This window comes from Sphingomonas sp. SP2, assembly GCF_058313385.1.
This window is the reverse complement of the sequence record NZ_JBZFLD010000001.1, coordinates 252223-274807: the sequence shown is the minus strand read 5'-3', so window position 1 is coordinate 274807 and position 22585 is coordinate 252223. Positions and strand designations below refer to the sequence as shown.

General features: G+C 67.6%; 23 protein-coding genes and 1 tRNA gene. 12 read left to right on the top strand and 12 right to left on the bottom strand.

What is annotated here, in order from left to right; genetic code table 11:
- The first annotated feature begins 2 nt into the window (after positions 1–2).
- The 5 genes from AC4GYU_RS01520 (at position 3) to AC4GYU_RS01500 (ending at position 4619) form a co-directional block, all read left to right on the top strand.
- Positions 3–1157 (top strand): acyl-CoA dehydrogenase family protein, encoded by a 1155-nt coding sequence (locus AC4GYU_RS01520; RefSeq protein WP_491085142.1) that lies wholly within the window; start codon positions 3–5, stop codon positions 1155–1157.
- 103 nt (positions 1158–1260) lie between these two features.
- Positions 1261–2388 carry an acyl-CoA dehydrogenase family protein gene (locus AC4GYU_RS01515; RefSeq protein ID WP_491085141.1) on the top strand — a complete coding sequence of 376 codons (1128 nt, stop codon included), beginning with the start codon at positions 1261–1263 and terminating at the stop codon, positions 2386–2388.
- Positions 2389–2531: 143 nt separating this feature from the next.
- Positions 2532–2729, top strand: coding sequence for a (2Fe-2S)-binding protein (locus AC4GYU_RS01510; protein ID WP_491085140.1), 198 nt, complete (start codon positions 2532–2534; stop codon positions 2727–2729).
- Between the two features lie 53 nt (positions 2730–2782).
- Positions 2783–3265 (top strand): bacterioferritin, encoded by a 483-nt coding sequence (gene bfr / locus AC4GYU_RS01505; protein ID WP_491085139.1) that lies wholly within the window; start codon positions 2783–2785, stop codon positions 3263–3265.
- Between the two features lie 94 nt (positions 3266–3359).
- Positions 3360–4619, top strand: a complete 1260-nt coding sequence (locus AC4GYU_RS01500; RefSeq protein ID WP_491085138.1) for a DUF418 domain-containing protein — start codon at positions 3360–3362, stop codon at positions 4617–4619.
- Between the two features lie 6 nt (positions 4620–4625).
- Here the strand turns inward: AC4GYU_RS01500 and AC4GYU_RS01495 are convergent, their stop codons facing one another.
- From AC4GYU_RS01495 to AC4GYU_RS01460, 8 genes are all read right to left on the bottom strand, one after another.
- Positions 4626–5063, bottom strand: a complete 438-nt coding sequence (locus tag AC4GYU_RS01495) for an Hpt domain-containing protein (protein ID WP_491085137.1) — start codon at positions 5061–5063, stop codon at positions 4626–4628.
- A gap of 61 nt (positions 5064–5124) precedes the next feature.
- Entirely contained in the window at positions 5125–6471 is a 1347-nt protein-coding gene (gene der / locus AC4GYU_RS01490; RefSeq protein WP_491085136.1) for a ribosome biogenesis GTPase Der, read from the bottom strand.
- 64 nt (positions 6472–6535) lie between these two features.
- Complete coding sequence (locus tag AC4GYU_RS01485; RefSeq protein WP_491085135.1) at positions 6536–7855, bottom strand: outer membrane protein assembly factor BamB family protein; 1320 nt, start codon at positions 7853–7855, stop codon at positions 6536–6538.
- Positions 7856–7869: 14 nt separating this feature from the next.
- Complete coding sequence (locus tag AC4GYU_RS01480) at positions 7870–8559, bottom strand: tetratricopeptide repeat protein (RefSeq protein ID WP_491085134.1); 690 nt, start codon at positions 8557–8559, stop codon at positions 7870–7872.
- Positions 8560–8658: 99 nt separating this feature from the next.
- Positions 8659–9528, bottom strand: a complete 870-nt coding sequence (panB, locus tag AC4GYU_RS01475; protein WP_491085133.1) for a 3-methyl-2-oxobutanoate hydroxymethyltransferase — start codon at positions 9526–9528, stop codon at positions 8659–8661.
- Positions 9525–9959, bottom strand: a complete 435-nt coding sequence (locus AC4GYU_RS01470) for a hypothetical protein (protein WP_491085132.1) — start codon at positions 9957–9959, stop codon at positions 9525–9527. Before AC4GYU_RS01470 ends, panB begins: the two co-directional genes overlap by 4 nt.
- A 69-nt stretch (positions 9960–10028) precedes the next feature.
- On the bottom strand, positions 10029–11222 hold the full coding sequence (locus AC4GYU_RS01465) for an MFS transporter (RefSeq protein ID WP_491085131.1): 1194 nt from the start codon (positions 11220–11222) through the stop codon (positions 10029–10031).
- Positions 11223–11225: 3 nt separating this feature from the next.
- Positions 11226–11462, bottom strand: coding sequence for a plasmid stabilization protein (locus AC4GYU_RS01460; RefSeq protein ID WP_491085130.1), 237 nt, complete (start codon positions 11460–11462; stop codon positions 11226–11228).
- A gap of 78 nt (positions 11463–11540) precedes the next feature.
- On the opposite strand from AC4GYU_RS01460, the gene typA reads away from it, so the two are divergent.
- The 4 genes from typA (at position 11541) to AC4GYU_RS01440 (ending at position 16437) form a co-directional block, all read left to right on the top strand.
- Positions 11541–13373 carry a translational GTPase TypA gene (gene typA, locus AC4GYU_RS01455; RefSeq protein WP_491085129.1) on the top strand — a complete coding sequence of 611 codons (1833 nt, stop codon included), beginning with the start codon at positions 11541–11543 and terminating at the stop codon, positions 13371–13373.
- 336 nt (positions 13374–13709) lie between these two features.
- Positions 13710–14453 carry a cell wall hydrolase gene (locus AC4GYU_RS01450; protein WP_491085128.1) on the top strand — a complete coding sequence of 248 codons (744 nt, stop codon included), beginning with the start codon at positions 13710–13712 and terminating at the stop codon, positions 14451–14453.
- 132 nt (positions 14454–14585) lie between these two features.
- Positions 14586–15092, top strand: coding sequence for a LytR/AlgR family response regulator transcription factor (locus AC4GYU_RS01445; protein WP_491085127.1), 507 nt, complete (start codon positions 14586–14588; stop codon positions 15090–15092).
- Positions 15093–15204: 112 nt separating this feature from the next.
- On the top strand, positions 15205–16437 hold the full coding sequence (locus AC4GYU_RS01440; protein ID WP_491085126.1) for a L,D-transpeptidase family protein: 1233 nt from the start codon (positions 15205–15207) through the stop codon (positions 16435–16437).
- A gap of 37 nt (positions 16438–16474) precedes the next feature.
- On the opposite strand, the gene AC4GYU_RS01435 is transcribed toward AC4GYU_RS01440, so the two are convergent.
- Positions 16475–16548: transfer RNA gene (locus AC4GYU_RS01435), tRNA-Gln, on the bottom strand.
- Between the two features lie 180 nt (positions 16549–16728).
- Between AC4GYU_RS01435 and AC4GYU_RS01430 the strand changes: the two genes are divergently transcribed.
- Both AC4GYU_RS01430 and AC4GYU_RS01425 read left to right on the top strand, forming a co-directional pair.
- Positions 16729–17784 carry a Ppx/GppA phosphatase family protein gene (locus tag AC4GYU_RS01430; RefSeq protein WP_491085125.1) on the top strand — a complete coding sequence of 352 codons (1056 nt, stop codon included), beginning with the start codon at positions 16729–16731 and terminating at the stop codon, positions 17782–17784.
- Entirely contained in the window at positions 17781–18437 is a 657-nt protein-coding gene (locus AC4GYU_RS01425) for an RlmE family RNA methyltransferase (RefSeq protein WP_491085124.1), read from the top strand. The genes AC4GYU_RS01430 and AC4GYU_RS01425 overlap by 4 nt, the downstream gene beginning before the upstream one ends.
- 111 nt (positions 18438–18548) lie before the next feature.
- Here the strand turns inward: AC4GYU_RS01425 and AC4GYU_RS01420 are convergent, their stop codons facing one another.
- From AC4GYU_RS01420 to AC4GYU_RS01410, 3 genes are all read right to left on the bottom strand, one after another.
- On the bottom strand, positions 18549–20039 hold the full coding sequence (locus AC4GYU_RS01420; RefSeq protein ID WP_491085123.1) for an ABC transporter permease: 1491 nt from the start codon (positions 20037–20039) through the stop codon (positions 18549–18551).
- Positions 20036–20983, bottom strand: coding sequence for an ABC transporter ATP-binding protein (locus AC4GYU_RS01415; RefSeq protein ID WP_491085122.1), 948 nt, complete (start codon positions 20981–20983; stop codon positions 20036–20038). Before AC4GYU_RS01415 ends, AC4GYU_RS01420 begins: the two co-directional genes overlap by 4 nt.
- A gap of 99 nt (positions 20984–21082) precedes the next feature.
- The gene (locus AC4GYU_RS01410) at positions 21083–21340 is read right to left on the bottom strand and encodes a hypothetical protein (RefSeq protein WP_491085121.1); all 258 of its coding nucleotides are present in this window, start codon (positions 21338–21340) and stop codon (positions 21083–21085) included.
- 156 nt (positions 21341–21496) lie between these two features.
- On the opposite strand from AC4GYU_RS01410, the gene AC4GYU_RS01405 reads away from it, so the two are divergent.
- Positions 21497–22567, top strand: coding sequence for an outer membrane protein (locus tag AC4GYU_RS01405; RefSeq protein WP_491085120.1), 1071 nt, complete (start codon positions 21497–21499; stop codon positions 22565–22567).
- Positions 22568–22585: the final 18 nt, after the last annotated feature.

Sequence of the window (22585 nt, the reverse complement as noted above, 5' to 3'; positions counted from 1 at the left end):
CCATGGCCGATCTGGAAGGTTTCCGTCAACAGACCCGCGCGTGGCTCGAGGCGAACTGCCCGCCCGAGATGCGCACCCCGATGCGCTCCGAGGACGACGCCTGCTGGGGCGGGCGTCATTTCAACTTCCAGTCCGAGGCGCAGGAGCGCTGGATGCGGCTCATGGGGGAAAAGGGCTGGACCGTCCCCGACTGGCCCGCAGCCTATGGCGGCGGCGGCTTGTCCCCGGCCGAGACCAAGATCCTCCGCGAGGAGATGAAGGCGATCGGCGCGCGCAACCCGCTGTCGAGCTTCGGCATCTCGATGCTCGGGCCGGCGCTGCTCAAGTACGGCACGGAGGAGCAGAAGAAGCGCTTCCTTCCCGAAATCGCCCGCGGCGAAATCCGCTGGTGCCAGGGCTATTCCGAACCGGGCGCCGGCTCGGACCTCGCCGGCCTTCAGACCAAGGCCGAGGACAAGGGCGACCACTATCTGGTCAATGGCCAGAAGGTCTGGACCAGCTATGCCGACAAGGCCGACTGGATCTTCTGCCTCGTCCGCACTTCGAGCGAATCGAAGCATGGCGGGATCAGCTTCCTTCTCTTCGACATGGAGAGCGAAGGAGTCTCGACCAAGCCGATCCTGCTGATCAGCGGCTATTCGCCCTTCTGCGAGACCTTCTTCGACAATGTGAAGGTCCCCAAGGACCAGCTCGTCGGCGAGGTGAACCGCGGCTGGGACGTCGCGAAGTACCTTCTCGGCCACGAGCGCGAGATGATCAGCGGCATGGGGCTGGGCGGCGGTTCGTCGACCCTCGCCGCATCGCTCGGCCCGATCGACGAGCCGGTGCTTGCCGCCGAAGTCGCCCTGTTCGACGTCGATTCCCTCGCCTTTGCGGCCATGAGCGAGCATTTCATCGACCAGCTCAAGGCCGGGGAGGCCCATCCGGCCCTCCCGAGCATGATGAAATATGCCGGCACAGAACTGAACAAGAAGCGCCACGAACTGATCATGGCCGCCGGCGGCTCGGACGCGCTGGAATGGGATTCGGACCGCTCGCGCGGCGGCAAGTCGGCCCGCGAATGGCTCCGCACCAAGGCCAATTCGATCGAGGGCGGCACCAGCGAAGTCCAGCTCGGGATCGTCGCCAAGCACATCCTGCAATTGCCGGGGGCCTGACGCCCGTAAGCAGCCCTCGTTCGCCCTGAGCGAAGTCGAAGGGCCCCTGCGCACCTGATCCACCCGTCCTTCGACTTCGCTCAGGACGAACGAAAGCTTCGGAATGACCCTCCTCACCGACGACCAGCGCCAGCTTGCCGACATGACCCGCTCCTTCCTCGCCGAGGAAGGCACCATCAAGAAGCAGCTTCGCCACTGGCGCGACATCAACTGCAAGGATGGCTTCGGCCATTCGCTTTGGAAGCAGATGGCCGAGCTCGGCCTCACCGGCCTGGCCATTCCGGAAAGCGACGGGGGCCTCGGTCTCGGAGTCACTGAAGCCGCGCTGGTGATGGAGGAAATCGGCCGCAACCTGACTCCGTCGCCCTTCCTCACCACCGCGCTGGTGGCGGTCGAGGCGCTCAAGGGCAGCGCGCAGGGCGAACGCTGGTTTCCCGGCATCCTCTCGGGCGACACGGTTGCGGCCATCGCGGTCGACGAGGGACGCAGCCACCGCCCGCGCCAGATCGCGATGGAGGCAAAGCGCTCGGGCAACGGCTTCTCGCTCAATGGATCCAAGCAGTTCGTCGTTCACGGCGCCTCGGCCGACGTCATCCTGGTGGTGGCCCGGACCGGCGGCTCGGCCGGCGAGCCCGAAGGCCTGACGCTCTTCGCCGTCCCCCGTGACGCGGCCGGCATGGAGATCGAGAATGTGGCCCTTGCTGACACCAGCAAGGTCGCGCGGATCCGCTTCGACAATGTCGCGGTCGATGCCGACGCGGTGGTGGGCGAGGTCGACGGCGGCTGGGAGCCGCTGCGCCGCGCGATGCGCGCAGGACGTACCGGTGCGGCCGCCGAGATGGTCGGCGTCGCGGCTGGCGCCTCGGCGATGACCCTCGACTATCTCAAGCAGCGCAAGCAGTTCGGGAAGCTGATCGGCGAGTTCCAGGTGCTCCAGCACCGCGCCGCGCACCTGTTCGGCGAGATCGAGATCGCCCGCGCCGCCACATGGAAGGCTGCGGAACTGCTCGACAAGGGGGACGAGCGGGCAGGGATCATGAGCCATGTCGCCAAGGCCAAGGCCGGGCGCGTCTCGGCCCTTGCGGTACAGGAAGGCGTCCAGATGCACGGCGGCATCGGCATGACCGACGAGCATGACATCGGCTTCTACATGAAACGCGAAAAGGTCCTCGACGCGCTGTTCGGCGATGCCAACTACCATGCCCGAATGGTGCAGGTGATGGGCGCCTGATCGCTCCTCCCCTTCAGGGGAGGTGGCGCGCAGCGCCGGAGGGGTTTGTGACAGACCTCCCGCTTGGCTTCGCCAAGCTGCCCTCCTGAAGGAGGGCGGCAAAGCTCTTGCGAACGCTTCGCATTACCATTAGCAAGAAGCTCATGATCGTCTGCGTCTGCAATGCGATTCGCGAAGAGCAGGTCCGGGAGGCCGCCCGCACCGGTGCGTGCACGCCGGCGCAGGCCTATGCCCGCTGCGGCAAGAGGGCGAAGTGCGGCAGCTGCCTGCCCTTTGCCCGCGCGATCCTCGAGGAAGAACGCACCGTCTTGGCCGCCAATCCGCCGGCCGTCGCCGCCTAGTTGCGAGCGGTTAGCGCTTCGCTCCCACTCCGCTTGAAGGTAGAAGCCACGCCATGAAGGGCGAACCACGGGTCATCGAGCTTCTCAACGAAGCGCTGAAGGCGGAACTGACCGCCATCAACCAATATTGGCTGCATTATCGGCTGCTCGACAATTGGGGCGTGCACAAGCTCGCCGAATATGAGCGGCACGAGAGCATCGACGAGATGAAGCATGCCGACCGCTTCGCCGAGCGGATCCTGTTCCTCGAAGGCCTGCCCAACTTCCAGATGCTCGGCCGGCTCCGGGTCGGCGAGACTGTGGAGGAAATCCTCAAGGCCGATCTCGAGGCCGAATATGAGGCCGCCAAGATGTACCGCGAGGCGGTCCAGCTCTGCGAAGAGGTCCGCGACTATGGCTCGCGCGACCTGTTCGCCGAAGTGCTGAAGGACGAGGAAGGCCATATCGACTTCCTCGAAACCCAGTTCGAGATGATCGCCCGCATGGGTCTTCAGAACTACATCCAGCTCAATTCGAACGCCGCCGAGGCGCACTGAGCCTCAGGCGTCGGTCGACCGGTGTCCCTCCGGCCGCAAGCTTGCTAGAAGGCTTCCGTCTCTCGCTCGGCGCGGGAGGGCGGAGGGGGCTCCCATGACTGACGCGGCCGGCGGCGAGCGCATCGCCACTCTCGACGTGATCCGCGGGGTCGCGGTGATGGGCATCTTCTCGGTCAACGTCATCGCCTTCGCGATGATCGAGGGCGCTTATTTCAGCCCTACGGCCTATGGCGGCCATACCGGGCTCGACCTCGCGCTCTGGGCGACCAACATGGTCGTCATCGACGGCAAGATGCGCAGCCTCTTCTCGATGCTGTTCGGCGCCTCGATGCTGCTGGTGATCGACCGCGCCGAAGCGGGTGGGCGGTCAGGTGCGGCGGTCCATTATCGCCGGATGGCGGTTCTGCTGCTGTTCGGCCTCGCCCACTTCTACCTCATCTGGTTCGGCGACATCCTCACCGCCTACGCGCTGATGGGGATGGTCGCCTTCCTCTTCCGGCGAAGCTCGGTCCGGACCCTGCTGATCTGGGGCAGCCTGTTCATGGCGCTCAACATGGGGCTGTTCTTCGCGCTCGTCTCCAACATGGTCGAACTCGATCGCGCGGCGCACGCTGTCGGCGCCACTGCCCGCCAGATCGCCGAGTGGAACCAGTTCGGCCTGATGCTCTATCCGACGCCCGACACGCTGGCGAAGGACGCGGCCGTCCATGCAAGCTTCCTCGGCCGGTTCCACCATATGGTGACGCAGCGTGCCTTCGAGCCGCTGGTCAGCAGCATCGTCACCGGGCCCGAGACGCTCGGCCTGATGCTGCTCGGGATGGCCGGCTACCGGAGCGGCTTCCTCACCGGTGCCTGGCCGATCGCGCGCTATCGCAGGATTGCTTTCTGGTGCCTCGCAATCGGCGCGATCGCCTTCGCCGGGGTGGTCGCCGCCGACATCGCCTCGCGTTTCTATGTGCCCATGATCTTCGGCACGTTCATGATCGCAAGCGCGCCCTTCCGGCCGATCATGGCCGCCGGCTATGCCGCGCTGATCATCGTCCTCGCGAACGGCATGGGGCCAATCGCCCAGCGCCTCGCCGCGACCGGCCGCTGCGCCTTCAGCAACTACCTTGGCACCAGCATCATCGGCGCCTTCATCTTCTACGGCTGGGGCCTAGGCCTCTATGGCGACGTATCGCGCTGGCAGGCGTGGGCGATCGCCGTCCCGCTCGTCTGGGCGCTGATGCTGCTCTGGTCTAAGCCCTGGCTCGAACGCTTCCGCTACGGCCCGCTCGAATGGGCGTGGCGCAGCCTTGCCCGCGGCGAATGGCAGCCGATGCGGCGGTCGCTGCCGGTCGCAGCCACCGCCTAGACCGGACTAGATCCGGCCGAAATTCTGGTTGCTGGCGCGACGGCCGAAGCCGGCGGACGCACCCGGGCGGCTTTTCAGCGGATTGGTCGCCTGGTCGAACAGCTCGATCGTGCGGTCGAACAGCTTGCGCAGGTTGACCACGTCGGCGACCAGTTCGTCGGGGAAGCGGCGGGTCTCGATGCACAGCCGCGCGGTATTCTCGATCAGCTCGGCGACCTTCGCCAGCGGCTCGGCTCCGAACTGGCGGGCCTCGCCCTTGATCGTGTGCGCCGGAATGACGAGCGCGATCGTGTTCTGCTCGCGCATCGCCTGCTCGATCGCGGCCACGGATTTCACCCCGTCTTCGCGGAAGTAGGACAGAATCCGGATGAAGCCCGGCCCAAGCTCGGCCCGGCTCTTCTCGAAATGTCCCCAGTCGACGACGTCGCCGCCAGTTTCGTCCACGCTCAACGTTCCTTCCGATCCACTTGGCCGGAGAGGTTAGGCGCGAGAGGTAAAGGCCGGGTTAGCGGTCGAACGGGTTCTTGGGCGCGCGGAGCGTCATGCGCAGCGGAATTGCTCCCAGATCGAAAGCTTTGCGCAGGCTGTTGAGCAGATAGCGCCGATAGCTTTCCGGAAGCTGGTCGACGCGGGTCCCGAACACCACGAACGTCGGCGGGCGCGTCTTGATCTGTGTGATGTAGCGAAGCTTGATTCGCTTCCCGCCGGGGGCAGGGGGCGGGTTCTGCTCGACCGCCGCCTCGAACCAGCGATTGAGCTCGCCCGTCGAAACGCGGCGGTTCCACCCCTCGCGAAGCACGAAGGCGGCGCCGAGCAGCTGGTCGATGCCCTTGCCGGTCGCCGCCGAGACGGTCAGCAGCGGCACGTTCTTGAGCTGGCTGAGCCCTTCCTCGAGCGCGCCCTTCACGCCGTTGAACAGCGACGAGGCATGTTCGGCGACGTCCCATTTGTTGAGCGCGATCAGCAGCCCGCGGCCTTCCTCGATTACCTGGCTCGCAATCTTGAGGTCCTGCACCTCGAGCCCTCGCGTCGCATCGAGCAGCAGCACGACCACCTCGGCCATGTCGATCGCCCGGCGCGTATCCATCGCCGACAATTTCTCGAGCTTGTCCTCGACCTTCGCGCGCTTGCGGAGCCCGGCGGTGTCGACGAGCTTGACCTTGCGGCCCTGCCATTCCCAGTCGAGGCTGATGCTGTCGCGCGTGATCCCGGCTTCGGGCCCGGTGATCATCCGCTCCTCGCCGAGCATCTTGTTCACCAACGTCGACTTGCCCGCATTGGGACGGCCGACGATGGCCAGGTGCAGCGGGCGGCTCGGATCCTCGGGATCGAGCTCCTCGACTTCCTCTTCCTCGCGCTCGACGAACGGGCGGAGGCTCTCGAACAGGTCGACCAGCCCCTCGCCATGCTCGGCCGAAAGGGCGATCGGTTCGCCAAGACCGAGCGCGAAGGCTTCCAGTCGTCCCGACTCGCCCTGCCGTCCCTCGGCCTTGTTGGCGGCGACGATGACGGGCGTGTCCTCGGCCCGGAGCCAGCGCGCAATCTCCTCGTCGAGCGGGGTCACGCCCTCGCGCGCATCGATCAGGAAGAGTGCGGCATCGGCCTCGCGGACAGCGGCCTCGGTCTGGCGCCGCATGCGGCCGGGCAGGCTCGCCGGATCCTCATCCTCGAAGCCGGCAGTGTCCATGATCTGGAATTCGAGGCCGAGCAGCGAGGCTTCGCCGACGCGGCGGTCGCGGGTCACGCCGGGGCGATCGTCGACCAGCGCCAGGCGCTTGCCGACGAGCCGGTTGAAGAGGGTCGACTTGCCAACGTTCGGACGACCGACGATGGCGACAATGGGTTGGGGCATGCGGCCCGCCTAGACGAAGATGCCGGCAATGGCGAGCGCAGGCCCGCCGCCGACCCCTCCGGCCTTAGCGATAGGCGTGCAGCCGGCCCCGGTCGTCGAGCACGTAGAGCGTCGAATTGGCGACCACCGGATCGAGGCTGACCGGAGCGCCGACATTGGTCTGGCTCTGGAAGGCACCCGTCGCCGGATCGATGTTGATCAGCACGCCATTGCCGCCCGCGACGATCAGTCGGCCACCCGCCAGCACCGGCCCCACATAGGAGATCGGCCCGCGCTTGTTCTTGGGCTTCTCGTAGGCGGGAAGCTGGTTGATCCAGCGGATCTTGCCGGTGTTGCGGGCGATCGCCATCACCTTGGCGTCGTCGGTCACCGCGAACACCCAGTCGCCGGCGACCCACGGGGTGGCAATGCCGGCGAGGTTCAGTTCCCAGATGCGCTGGCCGCTGATGAGGTCGAGCGCGACCATCCGCCCGCCCTGGCCGAGCGCGAACACCTGGCCATTGTCGATGACGGGAGAGGCGTCGATGTCCGACAGATCGGCGACGCTGGTCGAGATCGAGGTCCGCGACAAGGCGTCCTGCCAGACTACGCGGCCATTCTCGTAGCGATAGGCGTTGAGCTCGCCCGACGAGAAGCCGGCGACGACGGTGCCCTGCGCAAAGGCCGGGGCGCCGCTGCCGAACACGCCGGCGATCTCGACCGCTGCGGTCGCGGACCAGTTCTGCGTCCCGTCGGCGGTCTTGAGGCTGTAGAGCTGGTTGTCCTGGCTCATCGCATAAAGGGTGTCGCCGACGATGGTCGGCGCACCGCGCAGCGGGCCGCCCGGGCGAACCTGCCAGACCGTGCCGCCGTTCGACGTGTCGAGCGCCGCGACGAAACCGAGCCCGTTGGTCGCGTAGACGCGATTGCCTTCGACCGAGACACCGCCGCCGAACAGCGAGGGCGAATTGCCGCGCTCGGTACCGAACTGGACCGCCCAGCGCTGGCCGCCGGTGGTCGCATCGAAGGCGCGCACGGTGCTCGTGGTGTCGATCGTATAGACCGTGCCGTTGGCGACCACTGGCGCGGCGGCGAGGCGCGCGTCGAGCGTGCTGCCCTGGCCGATCGAGACGTTGAAGGCTTCGCTGACCGTGGTCCCGAGCGCGGGGTGGCCGGCCGACTTGGACGGAGTGCCGCCCGGCTGCGTCCAGCTGTCGTTGGCGCTTGGCGCGGGGATCGAGAAGGGCAAGGCGGCGGTGGTCGGATCGACCTGCACGTCGGGATCGGTCGCGAGGACCGAGACGCGTTCGCCGACGACCGGGGTCTTCGGACGGGACTTGCCGACGATGCCGCAGCCGGCAAGCAGCGAAGCGGTCAGCGACAGGATGACGACGTTGCGGATCATGGTCTGTTCAATCCTCAGCGGGCGGCGGGCGCGGCCGGCGTGGTGAGGCCCGAGGCGAGCTGCTCGGCACGGGCGCGGATGGGGGCGGGCACGGTCCGCTCGGCGACGATCGCGTTGAGCAGGCTCGCGGCTTCCTGGCGGCGGTTCGACTTGAGCATGGCGAGGGCGGTGATCTCGCCGGCCGAGCCGAACCAGGCATTGTCCTTGACCGCGAGCGGCTGGAGCCGGGCGATGACGTCCTCGGGCTTGAGGCTGTCATATTCGAGCTGAGTCATGCGAATGGTCGCGGCGTCGCGATAGGTCTGCGGCACGTCGCCGTCCTCGGCGACCTGCTTGTACTGCGCGATCGCGGTCTTGCGATCGCCGCTCTCGAGCGCGACCGCGGCGCGGGTGAGGCGCGCGGCCCCGGTCATGCTGCCGTTGGCGTCGGCTGCGATCGCGTCGAGCCGCGGGCCGACATTGCCGGTCTTCTGGCTGCCGATGTCGGTGAGGATAGCGCTGAACGCCTCGCTGTTCGCGGTAGCCTTTTCGGCCTGGCGGTTCTGCCAGAAGAGATAGCCGCCGACCGCGACCAGGATGAGCACGGCCGCGCCGATGAACCAGCGGCCATAACGGCGAACCACCGCTTCCGCCTGGTCACGGCGAAGGTTCTCGTCGACCTCGCGGATGAATGTTTCGCTGGTTTCGCCGGGAGCCAGGGCCAAGAACTAATCCTCGTGATGATCTTGCGTCGGCATCTCGCCGAGCATTGATGAACGGAAGCTTGAGTGGGGCGGGTACCTAACGGCTTTTGCGCAAAGCTTCTAGCTCTTGGGCCGGTAGGTCTGGTCGGCGGTCGGGAAGCTGCGCGCGCGGACCTCATCGGCATAGGTTTCGACCGCGCTGCCAATCCGGGTCGCAAGGTCGTCGTAGCGCTTCACGAAGCGCGGCGTGCGCTCGAACAGGCCGAGCATGTCCTCGGTCACCAGCACCTGCCCGTCGCATTCGGCCGACGCGCCGATGCCGATGCTGGGCACCGCGATCGTCCGGGTGATGTCGGTCGCGAGACCTTCGAGCACGCCTTCGAGCACGATGCAGAAGGCGCCAGCATCTGCGATGGCAATCGCATCGGCCTTGATCTTCGCCGCTTCCGCCTCGGACCGCCCGCGCGCACCATAGCCGCCGAGCGCATTCACCGCCTGCGGGGTGAGGCCGACATGGCCGATCACCGGAATGCCGCGCTCGACCAGGAAGCGGACGGTCGGCGCCATCGCCTCGCCGCCCTCGAGCTTCACCGCCGCGCAGCCCGTCTCCTTCATCACCCGCGCCGCGCTTGCGAAGGCCTGCTCGGGGCTCGCTTCATAGCTTCCGAACGGCATGTCGACCGCGACCAAAGCGTGCCAGCTGCCGCGCACCACCGCCGCGCCATGCGCGCACATCATCTCGAGCGTGACCGGGACGGTCGAGGGCAGGCCATAGATTACCTGGCCAAGGCTGTCGCCGACCAGCAGCAGGTCGCAATGCGGATCGAGCAGCTGCGCCATCCGCATCGTATAGGCCGTCAGCATCACGATCGGCCGCTCGGTGGCGCCGTCGACCTTGCGCCCCTTGAGGCCGGGCACGGTCATCCGTTTGCCCGGGACGGGCGAGGGGGTCGCCCGGCTGGTCGCGGTGTCGAGGGTAAAGGTACTCACTTAAGCCAGCCTCGCTGTGCACTATGCCGGCCGAACCAGAAGCTGGTCCAGCACAGGGCGATGACGATGATCGCCGCGACGCCATTGCTCTCGCTGGCGAGCTCGCGGACCTGCGGGATCACCGCGAAGGGAAGGAAGGTGCCGATGGCGCCGATCAGCGACAGCAGCAGCAGCGGAATCGCCCAGCGGCGCCGAAGCAGGAGGCCGATCGCCCCGACGAGGCCCGACCAGACCGCGACCGCGTAGACGGCCGTCTGCCACTGGGGCATCGCCTCCATCAGCGCGCGCTGGTCCGCCGGGACCTGGTCGATCGGAGTCATCACGGTCGCGAGATAGCCGGCCACGCCGACCAGCATGAACAGCAATACGCTGATGGCGCCGGCCCAGAACCAGCCCCTGAAGGGCTGCGGTGCGAAACGCGAGTCCGCCATGGTCATTCTCCCCGCCTGTTCGCTGCCAACCATAGCGCCCTGCGGCGCGGGCACAAAGGCCGCTCGCCGTCAGGCCGCTTCGCCGGGTCCGTGCCTGGGGAGCAGCCACAGCATCACGCCGGCCGCGGCGGCGATGGCGGCCGAGGCGAGGAAGGTCGCGGCCGAACCGTCGCGGTCCCACAGCATCCCACCGCCAAGGCTGGCCAGCAGCAGGCCGATCCCGGTCGCGACATGGAACAGGCCGAAGGTGGTCGCCCGCAAATGCGTCGGCGCGGCGTCGGCGACGAGCTTGGCGAACAGGCCCTGGGTCAGCGCCATGTGCGCGCCCCACAGCCCGACCCCGACGACCAGCCCGGCGAGCCCGGTGGAGGAGGAGAGGACGATGTTGCCGACCACGAGGAGCGCGATCCCTGCGGTCAGGATCAGCCGCGGGTCGCGCCGGTCGCCTAGCGCGCCGGCAGGATAGGAGAGGAGCACGTAGGAGAGGTTGAAGACCACCAGCACCAGTGGCGCGGTGGCAAGGGTGAGCCCGGCCTCGGCGCCCTTCAGCACGAGGAAGCTCTCGGAGAATCGGGCGAGCGTGAACAGGAAGGCGACGAGGATGATCCGGCGGCAGTCCTTGTCGACCTCGCGAAAGCCGCTCAGCAGCGGCTGCGGCTTGGAGTCGGCTGCGCGCTGCTCGGGCTCCTTCAGGAACAGCCACAGGATCGCCACCGCGACGAAGGCGGGGATGACCGCGATCCAGAAGATGGTGCGGATGTCGCCCGCCAGCCAGATCATCAGCAGCGCCGCAGCAACCGGTGCGAGGAGGGCGCCAATCGTGTCGAGGCTCTGGCGAAGGCCATAGGCCGCCCCGCGCTGGTCGGGCGGGGTGTCGTCGGCGATGAGCGCATCGCGCGGCGCACCACGCAGGCCCTTCGCCGTCCGGTCGACCAGCCGCGCGCCGAGCACCGTCCAGGGACCCGTCGCCAATGCCATCAGCGGCTTGGTCACCGCGGCGAGACCATAGCCCAGCACGATCCACGGCTTTCGCTTCTGCTGCCGGTCGCTGAGGCGCCCGCCGGCGAGCTTGGCAAAGCTTGCGGTCGCCTCCGCCACCCCGTCGATCGCACCGAGGATCGCCACGCTCGCACCCAGGGTCACCGTGATGAACAAGGGCAGCAGGGCGTGGATGATCTCGCTCGACAGGTCCATGAACAGGCTGACGAAGCCGAGGACCCAGACGGAGCGGGGGAGGGCGCGGCGCGCGGTGGAGGTGGTCACACCTTATTTCTTAGCGGCGCGTTTCCGCCGAGTCTCCCAGCCCTTCTTCGCCGCCGCCGACCGGTCGCGCGACCGGCCGGAGCCCGCCTCCTTGCCCCCGCCGTCCTGCTTGTTGACCGTCGCCCAAGCGCGCCGTTCGGCTTCCTTGGCGCTCAAACCGCGCTTCTCGTAGCCCTCCTCGATATGCTCGGCCTTGCGCTTCTGCTTGTCGGTGTAAGCCCCCTTGTCTCCTTGCGGCATGGCATTTCTCCTGCTTCCCATTGCTGCAACGCACCAATTCGACTAAGGGCGCCGGCGAACCTCTCCCAAGGAAAACCGATGGAACTCCGCAACGTGGCGATCATCGCCCACGTCGATCATGGCAAGACGACCCTCGTCGACCAGCTCTTCCGCCAGTCCGGCACCTTCCGTGACAACCAGCGCGTCGAAGAGCGCGCGATGGATTCGAACGACCTCGAAAAAGAACGCGGGATCACCATTCTCGCCAAGTGCACGTCGGTCGAATGGGCCGATGCCGAGGGCAACAACACGCGAATCAACATCGTCGACACGCCGGGCCACGCCGACTTCGGCGCCGAGGTCGAGCGTATCCTCTCGATGGTCGACGGCGTGATCCTGCTCGTCGACGCCGCCGAAGGCCCGATGCCGCAGACCAAGTTCGTCACCGGCAAGGCGCTCGGCCTCGGCCTCAAGCCGATCGTCGTCGTCAACAAGATTGACCGTCCCGACGGCCGCCCGGCCGAAGTGCTCGACGAGGTGTTCGACCTGTTCGTCAGCCTCGACGCCAACGACGAGCAGCTCGACTTCCCGGTGCTCTACGCCTCGGGCCGCGCGGGCTATGCCGGCCGCGACGATTCGGTCCGCGAGGGTGACCTCACCCCGCTGTTCGAGACCATCGTCAGCCACGTCCCCGCGCCGGGCCTGCCGATCCACGGCGAATTCCAGATGCTCGCGACGTTGCTCGACCGCGATCCCTTCCTCGGCCGGATCCTCACCGGCCGCGTCGAATCGGGCACGCTCCACATCAACCAGCCGATCCGCGCGCTGGACGTCGACGGTCACAAGATCGAGGACGGCCGCGCGACCAAGATCTTCGCCTTCCATGGCCTCGAGCGCGTGCCGGTCGAGCAGGCGCAGGCGGGCGACATCATCGCCATCGCCGGCCTGATGAACGCCACCGTCTCGAACACCATCGCGACTCCGGCGGTCACCACCCCGATCAAGGCCCGTCCGATCGATCCGCCGACGCTCGCCATGAGCTTCGCGGTCAACGACAGCCCCTATGCCGGCCGTGACGGCGACAAGGTCCAGAGCCGCGTCATCCGCGAGCGCCTCGAGCGGGAAGCCGAGACCAACGTCGCGATCCGCGTCACCGTCGCCCATGACAACGACAGCTACGAAGTCGCCGGCCGCGGCGAACTCCAGCTCGGCGTGCTCATCGAGACGCTCCGCCGCGAGGGCTTCGAACTGTCGATCAGCCGCCCGCGCGTGCTGTTCCAGGACGGCCCCAACGGCAAGGAAGAGCCGTACGAGACCGTCGTCATCGACGTCGATGACGAATTCTCGGGCACCGTCGTCGAGAAGATGAGTCTCCGCAAGGCCGAGATGACCGACATGCGTCCGTCGGGCGCCGGCAAGACCCGCCTGACCTTCAGCGCTCCGTCGCGCGGCCTCATCGGCTATCACGGCGAGTTCCTGTCGGACACCCGCGGCACCGGCATCATGAACCGCCTGTTCGAGAAGTATGGCCCCCACAAGGGCGTCATCAGCGGCCGCCAGAACGGCGTCCTCATCTCGATGGAGAAGGGCAAGGCCCAGGCCTATGCGCTGAATGCGCTCGAAGACCGCGGCATCATGTTCATCTCGCCCAACGATGACCTCTACGAGGGCATGATCATCGGCGAGAATGCCAAGCCCCAGGACCTCGAGGTCAACCCGCTCAAGAGCAAGCAGCTCACCAACTTCCGCGCCAGCGGCAAGGACGAAGGCATCCGCCTCACTCCGCCGCGCAAGATGACGCTCGAGCAGGCGATCGCCTACATCCAGGACGATGAGCTGGTCGAGGTGACCCCCAAGGTCATCCGCCTGCGCAAGCGCTTCCTTGATCCGCACGAGCGCAAGCGCCAGAGCCGCAAGACCGAAGCGGCGTAAGGCTGCCGCGACTCCGTTAGCGAGTCGCACGATTGCTGACTTCGCCGCGGCGGCGATGGATTTCGGTCCGTCGCCGCCGCAGCTCGTTTCATCCAAGCCATTGTCCCGGAACGAGAATTGTTCCTGCATTTCATCGCAGGACTCGCTCCGTTCGCCGGTACCGACCTTCCTTACCCGGCAATGTGCCGTATCTGGGCCCGGTAAGACGAGAGCGACGAGGCCGACCCTTCGGCCCGCAGGCAAGTCGGACGAGGGCTTTAGCCACCACATCCCCACGGGACGGCACCATAGGCCGGAGGTGGCTGGACCGCTCGACCGCCCAGGATAGAGTATCGATTGATCAACCGACCGACGTTCGGCGCGAAGCCGACGCATGCCTTTCTGTTTCTTCTCGCCGGACTGGCGAGCCCCGCATCGGCCCAGCTGGCGACGATCGCCGCGACCCCGGTTGCCCCCGCCGCCGTGAAGCCGAGCATCACCGCTCCCTTCGGCAGCACCGCCATCACCCCCAATGCCGCGACCACCGCGGCCTCGGTCCTCCAGCCCGCCGCCCCCGGCCGCGCCGCCGTCCTGTCGACGACACCGCGCCCCGTCACCGGCACCACGCCGCCCGCCGGCGCGCTCGAGGTTCGCCCCGCCATCACCCATGCGGCTTTGTGGCCGCTGATGTACGCCCGGATGACTGGCGCCGCCTTGAACGAGCAGGAAGAGTGCATCGCCGTTGCGGTCTATCATGAGGCCCGGGGCGAGCCGTTCGACGGCCAGCTCGCGGTTGCCGAAGTAATCATGAACCGCGCCGCCTCGGGCCGCTATCCTGCGTCCTGGTGCGAGGTGGTGAAGCAGCCGTGGCAGTTCAGCTTCGTTCGCGGGGGTCGCTTCCCCAAGGTCGACCGCAGCAGCAACGCCTGGTCCTATGCCCAGGCGATCACCCGGATCGCGGTGACCAATGCCGCCGACGCCCTGCCGTCCGACGTCCTCTGGTACCATGCCGACTATGTCGCTCCGAGCTGGGGCCGGCGCCTGTCGATGGTCGAAAAGATCGGCGCGCACCTCTTCTACCGGGCCAGCGCACGCAGTTAACCGCCACTAATCTGGCGTCTTGGCGTCAAAACGAGTCGCTTCACCGATAATCCGCTGAATCCGGGATTCGCAGCGGGTTTGCGCTTTGCAACCTTATCCACAGGTGCGGCCTCGCCGCCTGGAGGGTTGGAAGTGCTGAAGATCCTGATCGTGGAGGACGAGCGGCCGCTGGCCGAGACATTGCGCTATCTGATCGAGGATAATCCGCGGTACCGGGTCGTCGGGATCGCCGAGGATTTCGGAAGCGCGATGGAATTGCTCGAGCGCGACGAACCCGACCTTGCCCTCGTCGACCTCCATCTCGCGCGCGGCTCGACCGGTTTCTCGGTCGCCGTCCGCTTGAACGATGCCGGCGTGCCCTGCCTGTTCGTGACGGGCCGGGCGCCGGGCTTCGCCATGCCCGACCTCGCACTTGGCCTCCTCCTCAAGCCCTTCACCGGCAATGACGTCCACCGCGCCCTCGCTCTCGCCGAGGACGTGATGCGCGGGCGCGAAACTCTTCGCCCCAAGATTCCGCGCAATCTTGAGCTCTACGATCCCGACGCCGAGATTAAGCCCGAGGCGGCTCCGGTGTTCGTTCCCCCGCGGCGCGGGTTCAAGGCCCGCATCGAGCGCTGGATCGGCGGGGCAGCCCACTGAAACTCAACGGTTAGTTGAACGTTAATCGCGGCAAGAACCAGTTTCGCGAGTTTTTGCCGTGCTTCATCGTCGTCTTATGGCGGCTGCCCTTGCGGCAGCCCTAGGCGGAGCTTTGCCCGCCGCCGCTTCGGCTTCCACCGCCATCGAGGTCGAGCGCCTTGCGCCGGCCATGGCGGTCAGCCAATTCTATGCCAGTCGCCAGGCCCCGCTTTGGCTGTCGTCGCCCGAGGCGACCCGCAACCTGTTGGCGGCACTGAAGACCTCGCCGATCGACGGCTTCAACGACGGGCCTGACCTCGCCGGCGCAATCGAGCAGCAGCTTGCCGCGGCGGACGCCGGCGAGCCCGGCGCAGCGGAGCGCGCCGAGAAGCTGATGAGCAATGCCTTTGTGCTTTATGCGCAGGCGATGCGCTGGCCGGGATCGGCGCGGATGATCTTCGCCGATCCCTCGCTCGCGCCTCGCGTCCCCACGCCGAGCGAGGTCCTCTCGGAAGCGTCGAATACGCCCGACCTTGCGAGCCTTGTCCGCCGGACCAGCGAAGTGAATCCCATCCACGCGGCCCTCCGAAAGGCTGCCGCGGCCGACCTGCCGTTCCTTGGCGAACCCGGCCGGGCTCTCAAGGGTAGCCTTGATCGCTCGCGGCTGCTTCCGTCCGACGGCCGCTATGTCCTGGTCGACATCGCCAGCCAGGAGCTGATGATGATCAGCGACGGGCAGATCGTCGACCGGATGAAGGTCGTCGTCGGCAAGCAGGAGATGCGCACGCCGCTGATGGCAGGCACGCTCCGCCAGGTGACGTTCAATCCCTATTGGAACGTGCCGGTCGACCTTGCTCGCAAGAACATCGCGCCCAACGTGCTCCGTCAGGGCGTCGGCTATCTCAAGGCCAAGAATTACGAGGTGCTCTCAGGCTGGACCCCGGACGCGCAGGTGATCGATCCCGCGACCGTCGACTGGAAGGCGGTCGCCGAGGGTCGTGCCGAGGCGCGCGTTCGCCAGCGGCCGGGCTCGGGCAACATGATGGGTGCGATGAAGTTCGAGTTTCCGAACGAGCTCGGCATCTACCTGCACGACACGCCCAACCGCGAACTCTTCTCGGAAGCCGAGCGGACCTTCAGCTCGGGCTGCGTGCGGCTTGAGGACGCGGCCCGGCTCGGCCGCTGGCTGATGGGCCGCGATCCGGTCGCCGCCAGCGCCCAGCCCGAACTGCAGGTGGCGCTCGGTGACGGCATTCCGGTCTACCTCACCTACCTGACCGTGCGTCCCGAAGAAGGCGGCAAGCTCGCCTACGCCCCCGACGTCTACGGCCTCGACGACCAGCGCGCCGAGGTTGCCGCCCGCTGATCGCGTGCTGCTTCGGTCCGGTGCTGGGAAAAAATGGTGGATGCCCGACGTGGATTCGAACCACGATTGACGGAGTCAGAGTCCGTAGTCTTACCATTAGACGATCGGGCAAGGACCGAATGCGCTCGCACGGCCGAGCCGTGGGGCTGGGCGGTCAGCTAGGGGCAGCGCTTCGGCCTGTCAATGCCAAGCCGCCCAACTTGCGCTGGTTCGGCAATCTGGCTTAAGCCTGTCGGCAAGTCAGCCGGGCGGTATTGGCCCCCCGGTGCCGTATATTGGACCATTTGCGCCATGGCGTCCCATTCAGCCAGCGCGCCTGCGCCGGGTCATCCGGCAAGGCCCCAGCCATCTTCGCCTCGCCGGCAGGCGAGCGCGCCCCCGCAGCAGACCTATGCGGCGATCGACCTCGGCACCAACAATTGCCGACTCCTGATCGCGCGGCCGACCCAGGATGGCTTTACCGTCGTCGACGCCTTCTCGCGCATCGTCCGGCTGGGCGAGGGGCTGGCGACGAGCGGCCGGCTGACCGATGCGGCCATGGACCGTGCGGTCGATGCGCTGGGAGTCTGCGCCGACAAGCTCCGCCGCCGCCGGGTCGGGCTGGCCCGCTCGGTCGCGACCGAAGCTTGCCGCCGCGCCGCCAACGGCCGTCATTTCGCCGAGCGGGTGCGCAAGGAAACCGGGATCGTCCTCGAGATCATCCCGCCGCAGGAAGAAGCGCGCCTGGCCGTGCTCGGCTGCCACAAGCTGCTCGAGCCCGGCGATGGGCCGGCGATCATCTTCGACATCGGCGGCGGCTCGACCGAACTGGTGCTGGTGGAGCCCGGCGGCGAGGACGGGACTCCGCGGATCAAGGCCTGGTGGAGCGCGCCCTGGGGCGTCGTATCGCTGACCGAAAGTGAGGGCCGGACTGCGATCGAAGGCCCCGATCGCGTCGCCGCCTACAGCCGGATGCGCGAGCGGGCGCGGCACGCCTTTGCCCGCTTCACCGAGCTGCTGCCCGAGAAGAAGGAGAATATCCGCCTTCTCGGGACCAGCGGGACGGTGACCACGCTCGCCTCGGTCCATCTCGCGCTGCCTAGCTACGACCGGCGGGCGGTCGACGGGCTGCACGTGCCGATCGGCGCAATGCGCGACATTTCGACCATGATCGCCGAGATGAATTTCGAGGAGCGCTCCGGCCTGCCCTGCATCGGGGCCGAGCGGGCCGACCTGGTGGTGGCGGGCTGCGCCATCCTCGAGGCGATCCTCGACATCTGGCCGGCCGAACAACTGGGGATCGCCGACCGCGGCATCCGCGAAGGGATATTGAGAAGCCTGATGGCGCGCGACGGACATCTGCTGTGAACACGAGGGTGAAGACCGCCAAGGGGCGGAAGGTCGGCTCGACCAAGTGGCTGCAGCGGCAGCTTAACGACCCCTACGTCAAGAAGGCCAAGGCCGAGGGCTACCGCAGCCGCGCGGCCTACAAGCTGATCGAGCTCGACGAGAAATTCGGGCTGCTGAAGGGCGTGGGGGCGGTGGTCGACCTCGGCATCGCGCCGGGCGGGTGGAGCCAGGTGGTCCGCAAGAAGGCGCCCCGCGCGGCGGTCGTCGGGATCGACTTCCTGCCGGTGGACCCGCTCGACGGGGTGACGATCCTCCACATGGACTTCACCGACGAGGATGCCGACCTGAGGCTCAAGGAGGCGCTTGGCGGGCCGGCGGACCTGGTGCTGAGCGACATGGCGGCCAATACGGTCGGCCATCCGCAGACGGACCACCTGCGGACCATGGGCCTCGTCGAGCTTGGCCTCGAATTCGCCAAGGACGTGCTGAAGCCCGGCGGCGCCTATGTCGCCAAGGTGCTGGCAGGCGGAACCGACAACCAGCTTCTGGCCGAGCTCAAGAAGCATTTCGCGACCGTGAAGCACGCCAAGCCGCCCGCCAGCCGCAAGGATTCGAGTGAATGGTATGTGGTTGCCCAGGGCTTCAAGGGCCGCCCCGCCGACCCCGCCTAAGTTGACGAAGTTAACATAGGGCGGGGTTCGTTACCCTTGTCTTTCCCCGCCGGAAAAGCCGAACGAATCTAGTGGGTTAGTTCAAGCATCTTTTGTCCTACAGCGCAAGCGTTAGAGGGGGGCGCTCCCGCGCAGCCGGCGGCCGAGCTCGGCGAGCGTCGGGCGCTGGCCGGTAGCGAGCAGGCTGGCGCGGAACAGGCGGCCGAGCAGCACCAGTTCGAGCGCGACGAAGGCGGCGAGCAGCAGCCCCGCGCCAATCACCTCCCACGCCGAGATCCCCGAGCCCAGCCGGGCGAGCACCGCGAACGGGGTCCAGATCGGCACCCAGGTGAGGATGGTGATCCCGATCCCCCCACCGCCGGCGACGATCCCCTGGATGAGGATGGTGATGGGCAGGAGGATGATGAGGATCACCGGCATCAGATAGCCCTGCGCATCGTTCATCGAATCGCTGAAGGCGCCGATCGCGAGGAAGAAGATCGAGATGGCGACATAGCCGATGACGAAGAAGTAGATCATCGCGGCGATGGTCCCGGGCGCGGTCAGCGGGGCCAGGGCGGGGCGGATCATGTCGGCGATCGCGCCCTGGGTCGCGAAGGCGGCGACCATGCCGCAGCCGATCCAGGCCGCGATCATCGTCAGCCCGACCGCGACGGTGCCGAGGAGCTTGCCATACATGAGCTGCTCGGGGCTGACGGTCGCGAGCACGGTCTCGAGCAACTTGTTCGAGCGTTCCTCGATGGTCCCCTGGAGCATCCAACTGCCCGACAGCATCAGCGCCATCATCAGCAGGTAGGAAGCGGCGAGCGGAAGGATCGAGCGGACCAGCAAGGCCTCCTTGGCGCCGCCGCCGGGCTTGGGCTGGGTAACCGCGATCGCCGGGGTGACGGTCGCCGCGGCAAGGGCGACGTCGGAGGGAACGCCGCGCGTCGTCAGCAACTGCTGGCGAAGGTTGCGGGTGAGCACGTCCTGGACGGTGGCGACGAAGGACGGATTGACCCGGCCCGCGGACCACAGCCGGACCGCGCCGGTGGCGGCGAAGTCGGCGGGAACGAGGAGGACATAGTCGACCGGCCTGGTTTCGTCGTCGGCGGGCTTGAGCAGCCGGTCGACCTCGCGGTCGAGGGTCGGGCCCGATGCGGCGGCGAGGGCCGGGGCGGTGGGAACGGTCTCGAACCAGGGTTCGGGCGGATCGAAGTCGGGGGTCCCGGCGGGGATCGCGGGCTTGAGCTGGCGAAGCGCGGCATCGGCCCCGCCCGAGGCGGCGAAGCGGGCGACCTCGGGGTCGGTGAACCAGCGATCGGTCTGCGCCCAGGGCGCGGCAGGATCGGCCGCAATCTTGTAGCGCTGCACGTAGCGGGCGAGCTCGTTCAACGTCCGGCGCTGCTCGTCGAGCCGGAGACGATCAGCGACCGCCGCGGCCGAAGCGCCGCCGCCCTGGTCGATGATCATCACCCGCGCCGTCCGGTCGGGGCTCATGAAGCGCTGGGTGAGCGGGGCGAGGCCGAAGGCGATCGGCAGGATCAGGAGCGTCAGCCAGAAGCTGCGCATCCGGGTGATCTGCCGATATTCGCGGCGGGCGATGAGCAAGATCTGGTTCATGGCCGTTCCTCCTGGGGACCAACAAGGTGGAGGAAGACGTCGTGGAGGCTCGGCCGGCGCTCCTCGAAGCGGCGCAGGCGGCGACCCGCCGACGAGCAGCGATCGAGGACGTCGCCCGGCTCGACCCCATGATCGAGGGTCAGGCGATATTCGTGCCAGCCGTCGCCCGCGGGGGCGAGCGGTTCGGCGCTGGCGACGCCCGGGACATCGGTCAGCGGGGCTTGGGCGACGACGTTGAGCTGGGCCGGGAGCAGGCGGCGGGCCTCGTCGACCGTCCCTTCGAACCTCTTGTTGCCCTTGGCGAGAAGAAGCAGCCGTTCGCAGAGGCGCTCGGCATGCTGCATCACATGGGTCGAGAAGACGACGGTCGCGCCGCCCGCGGCCGCGCGCTTGATCTCGTCCTCGAGCAGGCCCTGGTTGACGGGGTCGAGGCCCGAGAAGGGCTCGTCGAGGATGAGCAGGCGAGGCTGGTTCACCACCGCCGCGGCGAGCTGGACCTTCTGCGCCATGCCCTTGGACAATTTGTCGAGGGTCGATTTGGCATTGGCGCCGAGCCCGAAGCGGTCGAGCAGGGCGAGGCCGTCGCGACGCGCGTCGGCGGGGGTCATGCCCTTCAGCCGCCCGAAATAGACGATCGTGTCGATCGCGGTCATCGAGCGGTAGAGCCCGCGTTCCTCGGGAAGGAAGCCGAGCAGGGCGCTATTCTCGCGGCCCGGGGCCCGGCCGAGCACCGAGATGCTGCCCGAGGTCGGGCGGATGATGTCGAGCACCATGCGCAGCGAGGTCGTCTTGCCCGCGCCATTGCCGCCGAGAAAGCCGAACACCTCGCCCTCGCGGACCGAGAAGCTAAGGTCGTTGACCGCGGTGACGTCCCCGAAACGCTTGGTGACATGGTCGAGGCGAAGCGCGTCGCCGGCGTGTCCGCCCTTTTCCCCCTGGTTCATGGCGCGAAGTGGAGCCGAGCGGGGAAGGCGGGTCAATCAGCCGAAGCGGTGCCGCTTGTCGTTGGCAGGACGGGCCTGGTCATTGGTCGAAGCGGAGGGTCAGGCACCGCCCGAGGCGAGCAGGTCCATGAGGTTGCGCGCGGCGTCGCGGTCGGCCGGGTCGGAAAAGGCGACATCGAGGTCGGGCGCTTCCCCGAGCATGTAGAGCAGGGCCCAGAGCGCGAAGCGGCGGGGACGGTCCCGCTCCAGCCCGAAGTCGACCCGGAGGCGGTCGATCCCGGCCTCAAGCATGGAAGGGCCCACCGCGGCGAGGTCGGTGGTGTCGAAGTAGCGGAGCAGGAGATCGTCGAAGTTCACGGCCCGCCTTCTAGCAGGGCAGGCCTTTTGAACTGTGGCATTCGTGCATCAGTTTTGGGGGAAAGACCGAAGGGTGGTGCGATCGGCGGCAACCTTCGCGCCGGGCGCCGGTTTCCACGGACGTTGCCTAGGCGACAGAATGAAAAAGGACTCACAATGAAACTGAAACTGCTTGTCGCGACAGCGGCAACTGCGATGGCTGCTCCGGCGCTCGCGCAGACCGGCGGCTACGCCGGCATCGAAGGGGGCATCCTGTTCCCGAAGCGCGTCAACGGGAACACGACCGCCGTCTTCACCCAGACGACGCAGTCGCCGGCCGCCGGCACCACCGTCGCCGCTCCGGGCGTTGGCGTCGTCGGCACCCTGCCGACCACCCTCACCACGGTTCCGACCACCATCACCGGTGACAGCAGCCTGAAGTACAAGCGCGGCTACGACGTCGACGCCGTCGCCGGCTACGACTTCGGCATGTTCCGCCTCGAGGGCGAGCTCGGCTACAAGCGCTCGAAGCTCAAGTCGTTCAATGAGGACGCGACCTTCACCAACGGTGTCGCGACCGCGCTGAACCCGGCTGGCACCACCGGCACGACCTTCGTCTATCCGGTCGGTGACACCAACACCTTCGATCTCGGCAGCCACGTCAGCGTCCTCTCGGGCATGGTCAACGCGCTGCTCGACATCGGCGGCAACGGTGGTCCGGCCTTCTACGCCGGCGGCGGCTTCGGTCGTGCCCGCGTCAAGGCGCTCGGCGACCGTGACAGCGCCTGGGCCTACCAGGGCATCGCCGGCGTTCGCTTCCCGATCAGCGACAACATCGATCTCGGCCTGAAGTATCGCTACTTCCGCACCGGCAAGCTCGATCTCGTCCCGACGGGCGCCGCCTTCACCTCGACCCGCACCGCCGCCGTGGCGAACGTTGCGGCTCCGGGTGGTCCGGCCGCGGTCGGCACGACCAACGTCTCGTTCACGCGCACCGGCACCCTCGTCGGCGACTACAACGACCGTTTCTCGTCGCACAGCCTGCTGCTGAGCCTGCTGTTCAACTTCGGTGGTGCTTCGGAGCCGGCTCCGCCGCCGCCCCCGCCCCCGCCGCCCCCGCCGCCCCCGCCGCCTGCGCCGCCCCAGACGCAGACCTGCCCGGACGGTTCGGTGGTCCTGGCGACCGACGTCTGCCCGGTGCCGCCGCCCCCGCCGCCGCCGCCGCCGCCCGCTCCCGAGCGCGGCTAAGCGGACGGGAAGTCCACG

What these genes read in the sequence shown, in the direction of transcription:
- AC4GYU_RS01430 (WP_491085125.1), top strand. Translation starts at nt 16,729, where the DNA reads ATGGCGTCCCATTCAGCCAGCGCGCCTGCGCCGGGTCATCCGGCAAGG.
- AC4GYU_RS01415 (WP_491085122.1), bottom strand. Translation starts at nt 20,983, where the DNA reads ATGAACCAGGGGGAAAAGGGCGGACACGCCGGCGACGCGCTTCGCCTC.
- AC4GYU_RS01520 (WP_491085142.1), top strand. Translation starts at nt 3, where the DNA reads ATGGCCGATCTGGAAGGTTTCCGTCAACAGACCCGCGCGTGGCTCGAG.
- bfr (WP_491085139.1), top strand. Translation starts at nt 2,783, where the DNA reads ATGAAGGGCGAACCACGGGTCATCGAGCTTCTCAACGAAGCGCTGAAG.
- AC4GYU_RS01485 (WP_491085135.1), bottom strand. Translation starts at nt 7,855, where the DNA reads ATGATCCGCAACGTCGTCATCCTGTCGCTGACCGCTTCGCTGCTTGCC.
- AC4GYU_RS01515 (WP_491085141.1), top strand. Translation starts at nt 1,261, where the DNA reads ATGACCCTCCTCACCGACGACCAGCGCCAGCTTGCCGACATGACCCGC.
- AC4GYU_RS01500 (WP_491085138.1), top strand. Translation starts at nt 3,360, where the DNA reads ATGACTGACGCGGCCGGCGGCGAGCGCATCGCCACTCTCGACGTGATC.
- AC4GYU_RS01510 (WP_491085140.1), top strand. Translation starts at nt 2,532, where the DNA reads ATGATCGTCTGCGTCTGCAATGCGATTCGCGAAGAGCAGGTCCGGGAG.
- AC4GYU_RS01460 (WP_491085130.1), bottom strand. Translation starts at nt 11,462, where the DNA reads ATGCCGCAAGGAGACAAGGGGGCTTACACCGACAAGCAGAAGCGCAAG.
- typA (WP_491085129.1), top strand. Translation starts at nt 11,541, where the DNA reads ATGGAACTCCGCAACGTGGCGATCATCGCCCACGTCGATCATGGCAAG.
- AC4GYU_RS01470 (WP_491085132.1), bottom strand. Translation starts at nt 9,959, where the DNA reads ATGGCGGACTCGCGTTTCGCACCGCAGCCCTTCAGGGGCTGGTTCTGG.
- der (WP_491085136.1), bottom strand. Translation starts at nt 6,471, where the DNA reads ATGCCCCAACCCATTGTCGCCATCGTCGGTCGTCCGAACGTTGGCAAG.
- AC4GYU_RS01420 (WP_491085123.1), bottom strand. Translation starts at nt 20,039, where the DNA reads ATGAACCAGATCTTGCTCATCGCCCGCCGCGAATATCGGCAGATCACC.
- AC4GYU_RS01405 (WP_491085120.1), top strand. Translation starts at nt 21,497, where the DNA reads ATGAAACTGAAACTGCTTGTCGCGACAGCGGCAACTGCGATGGCTGCT.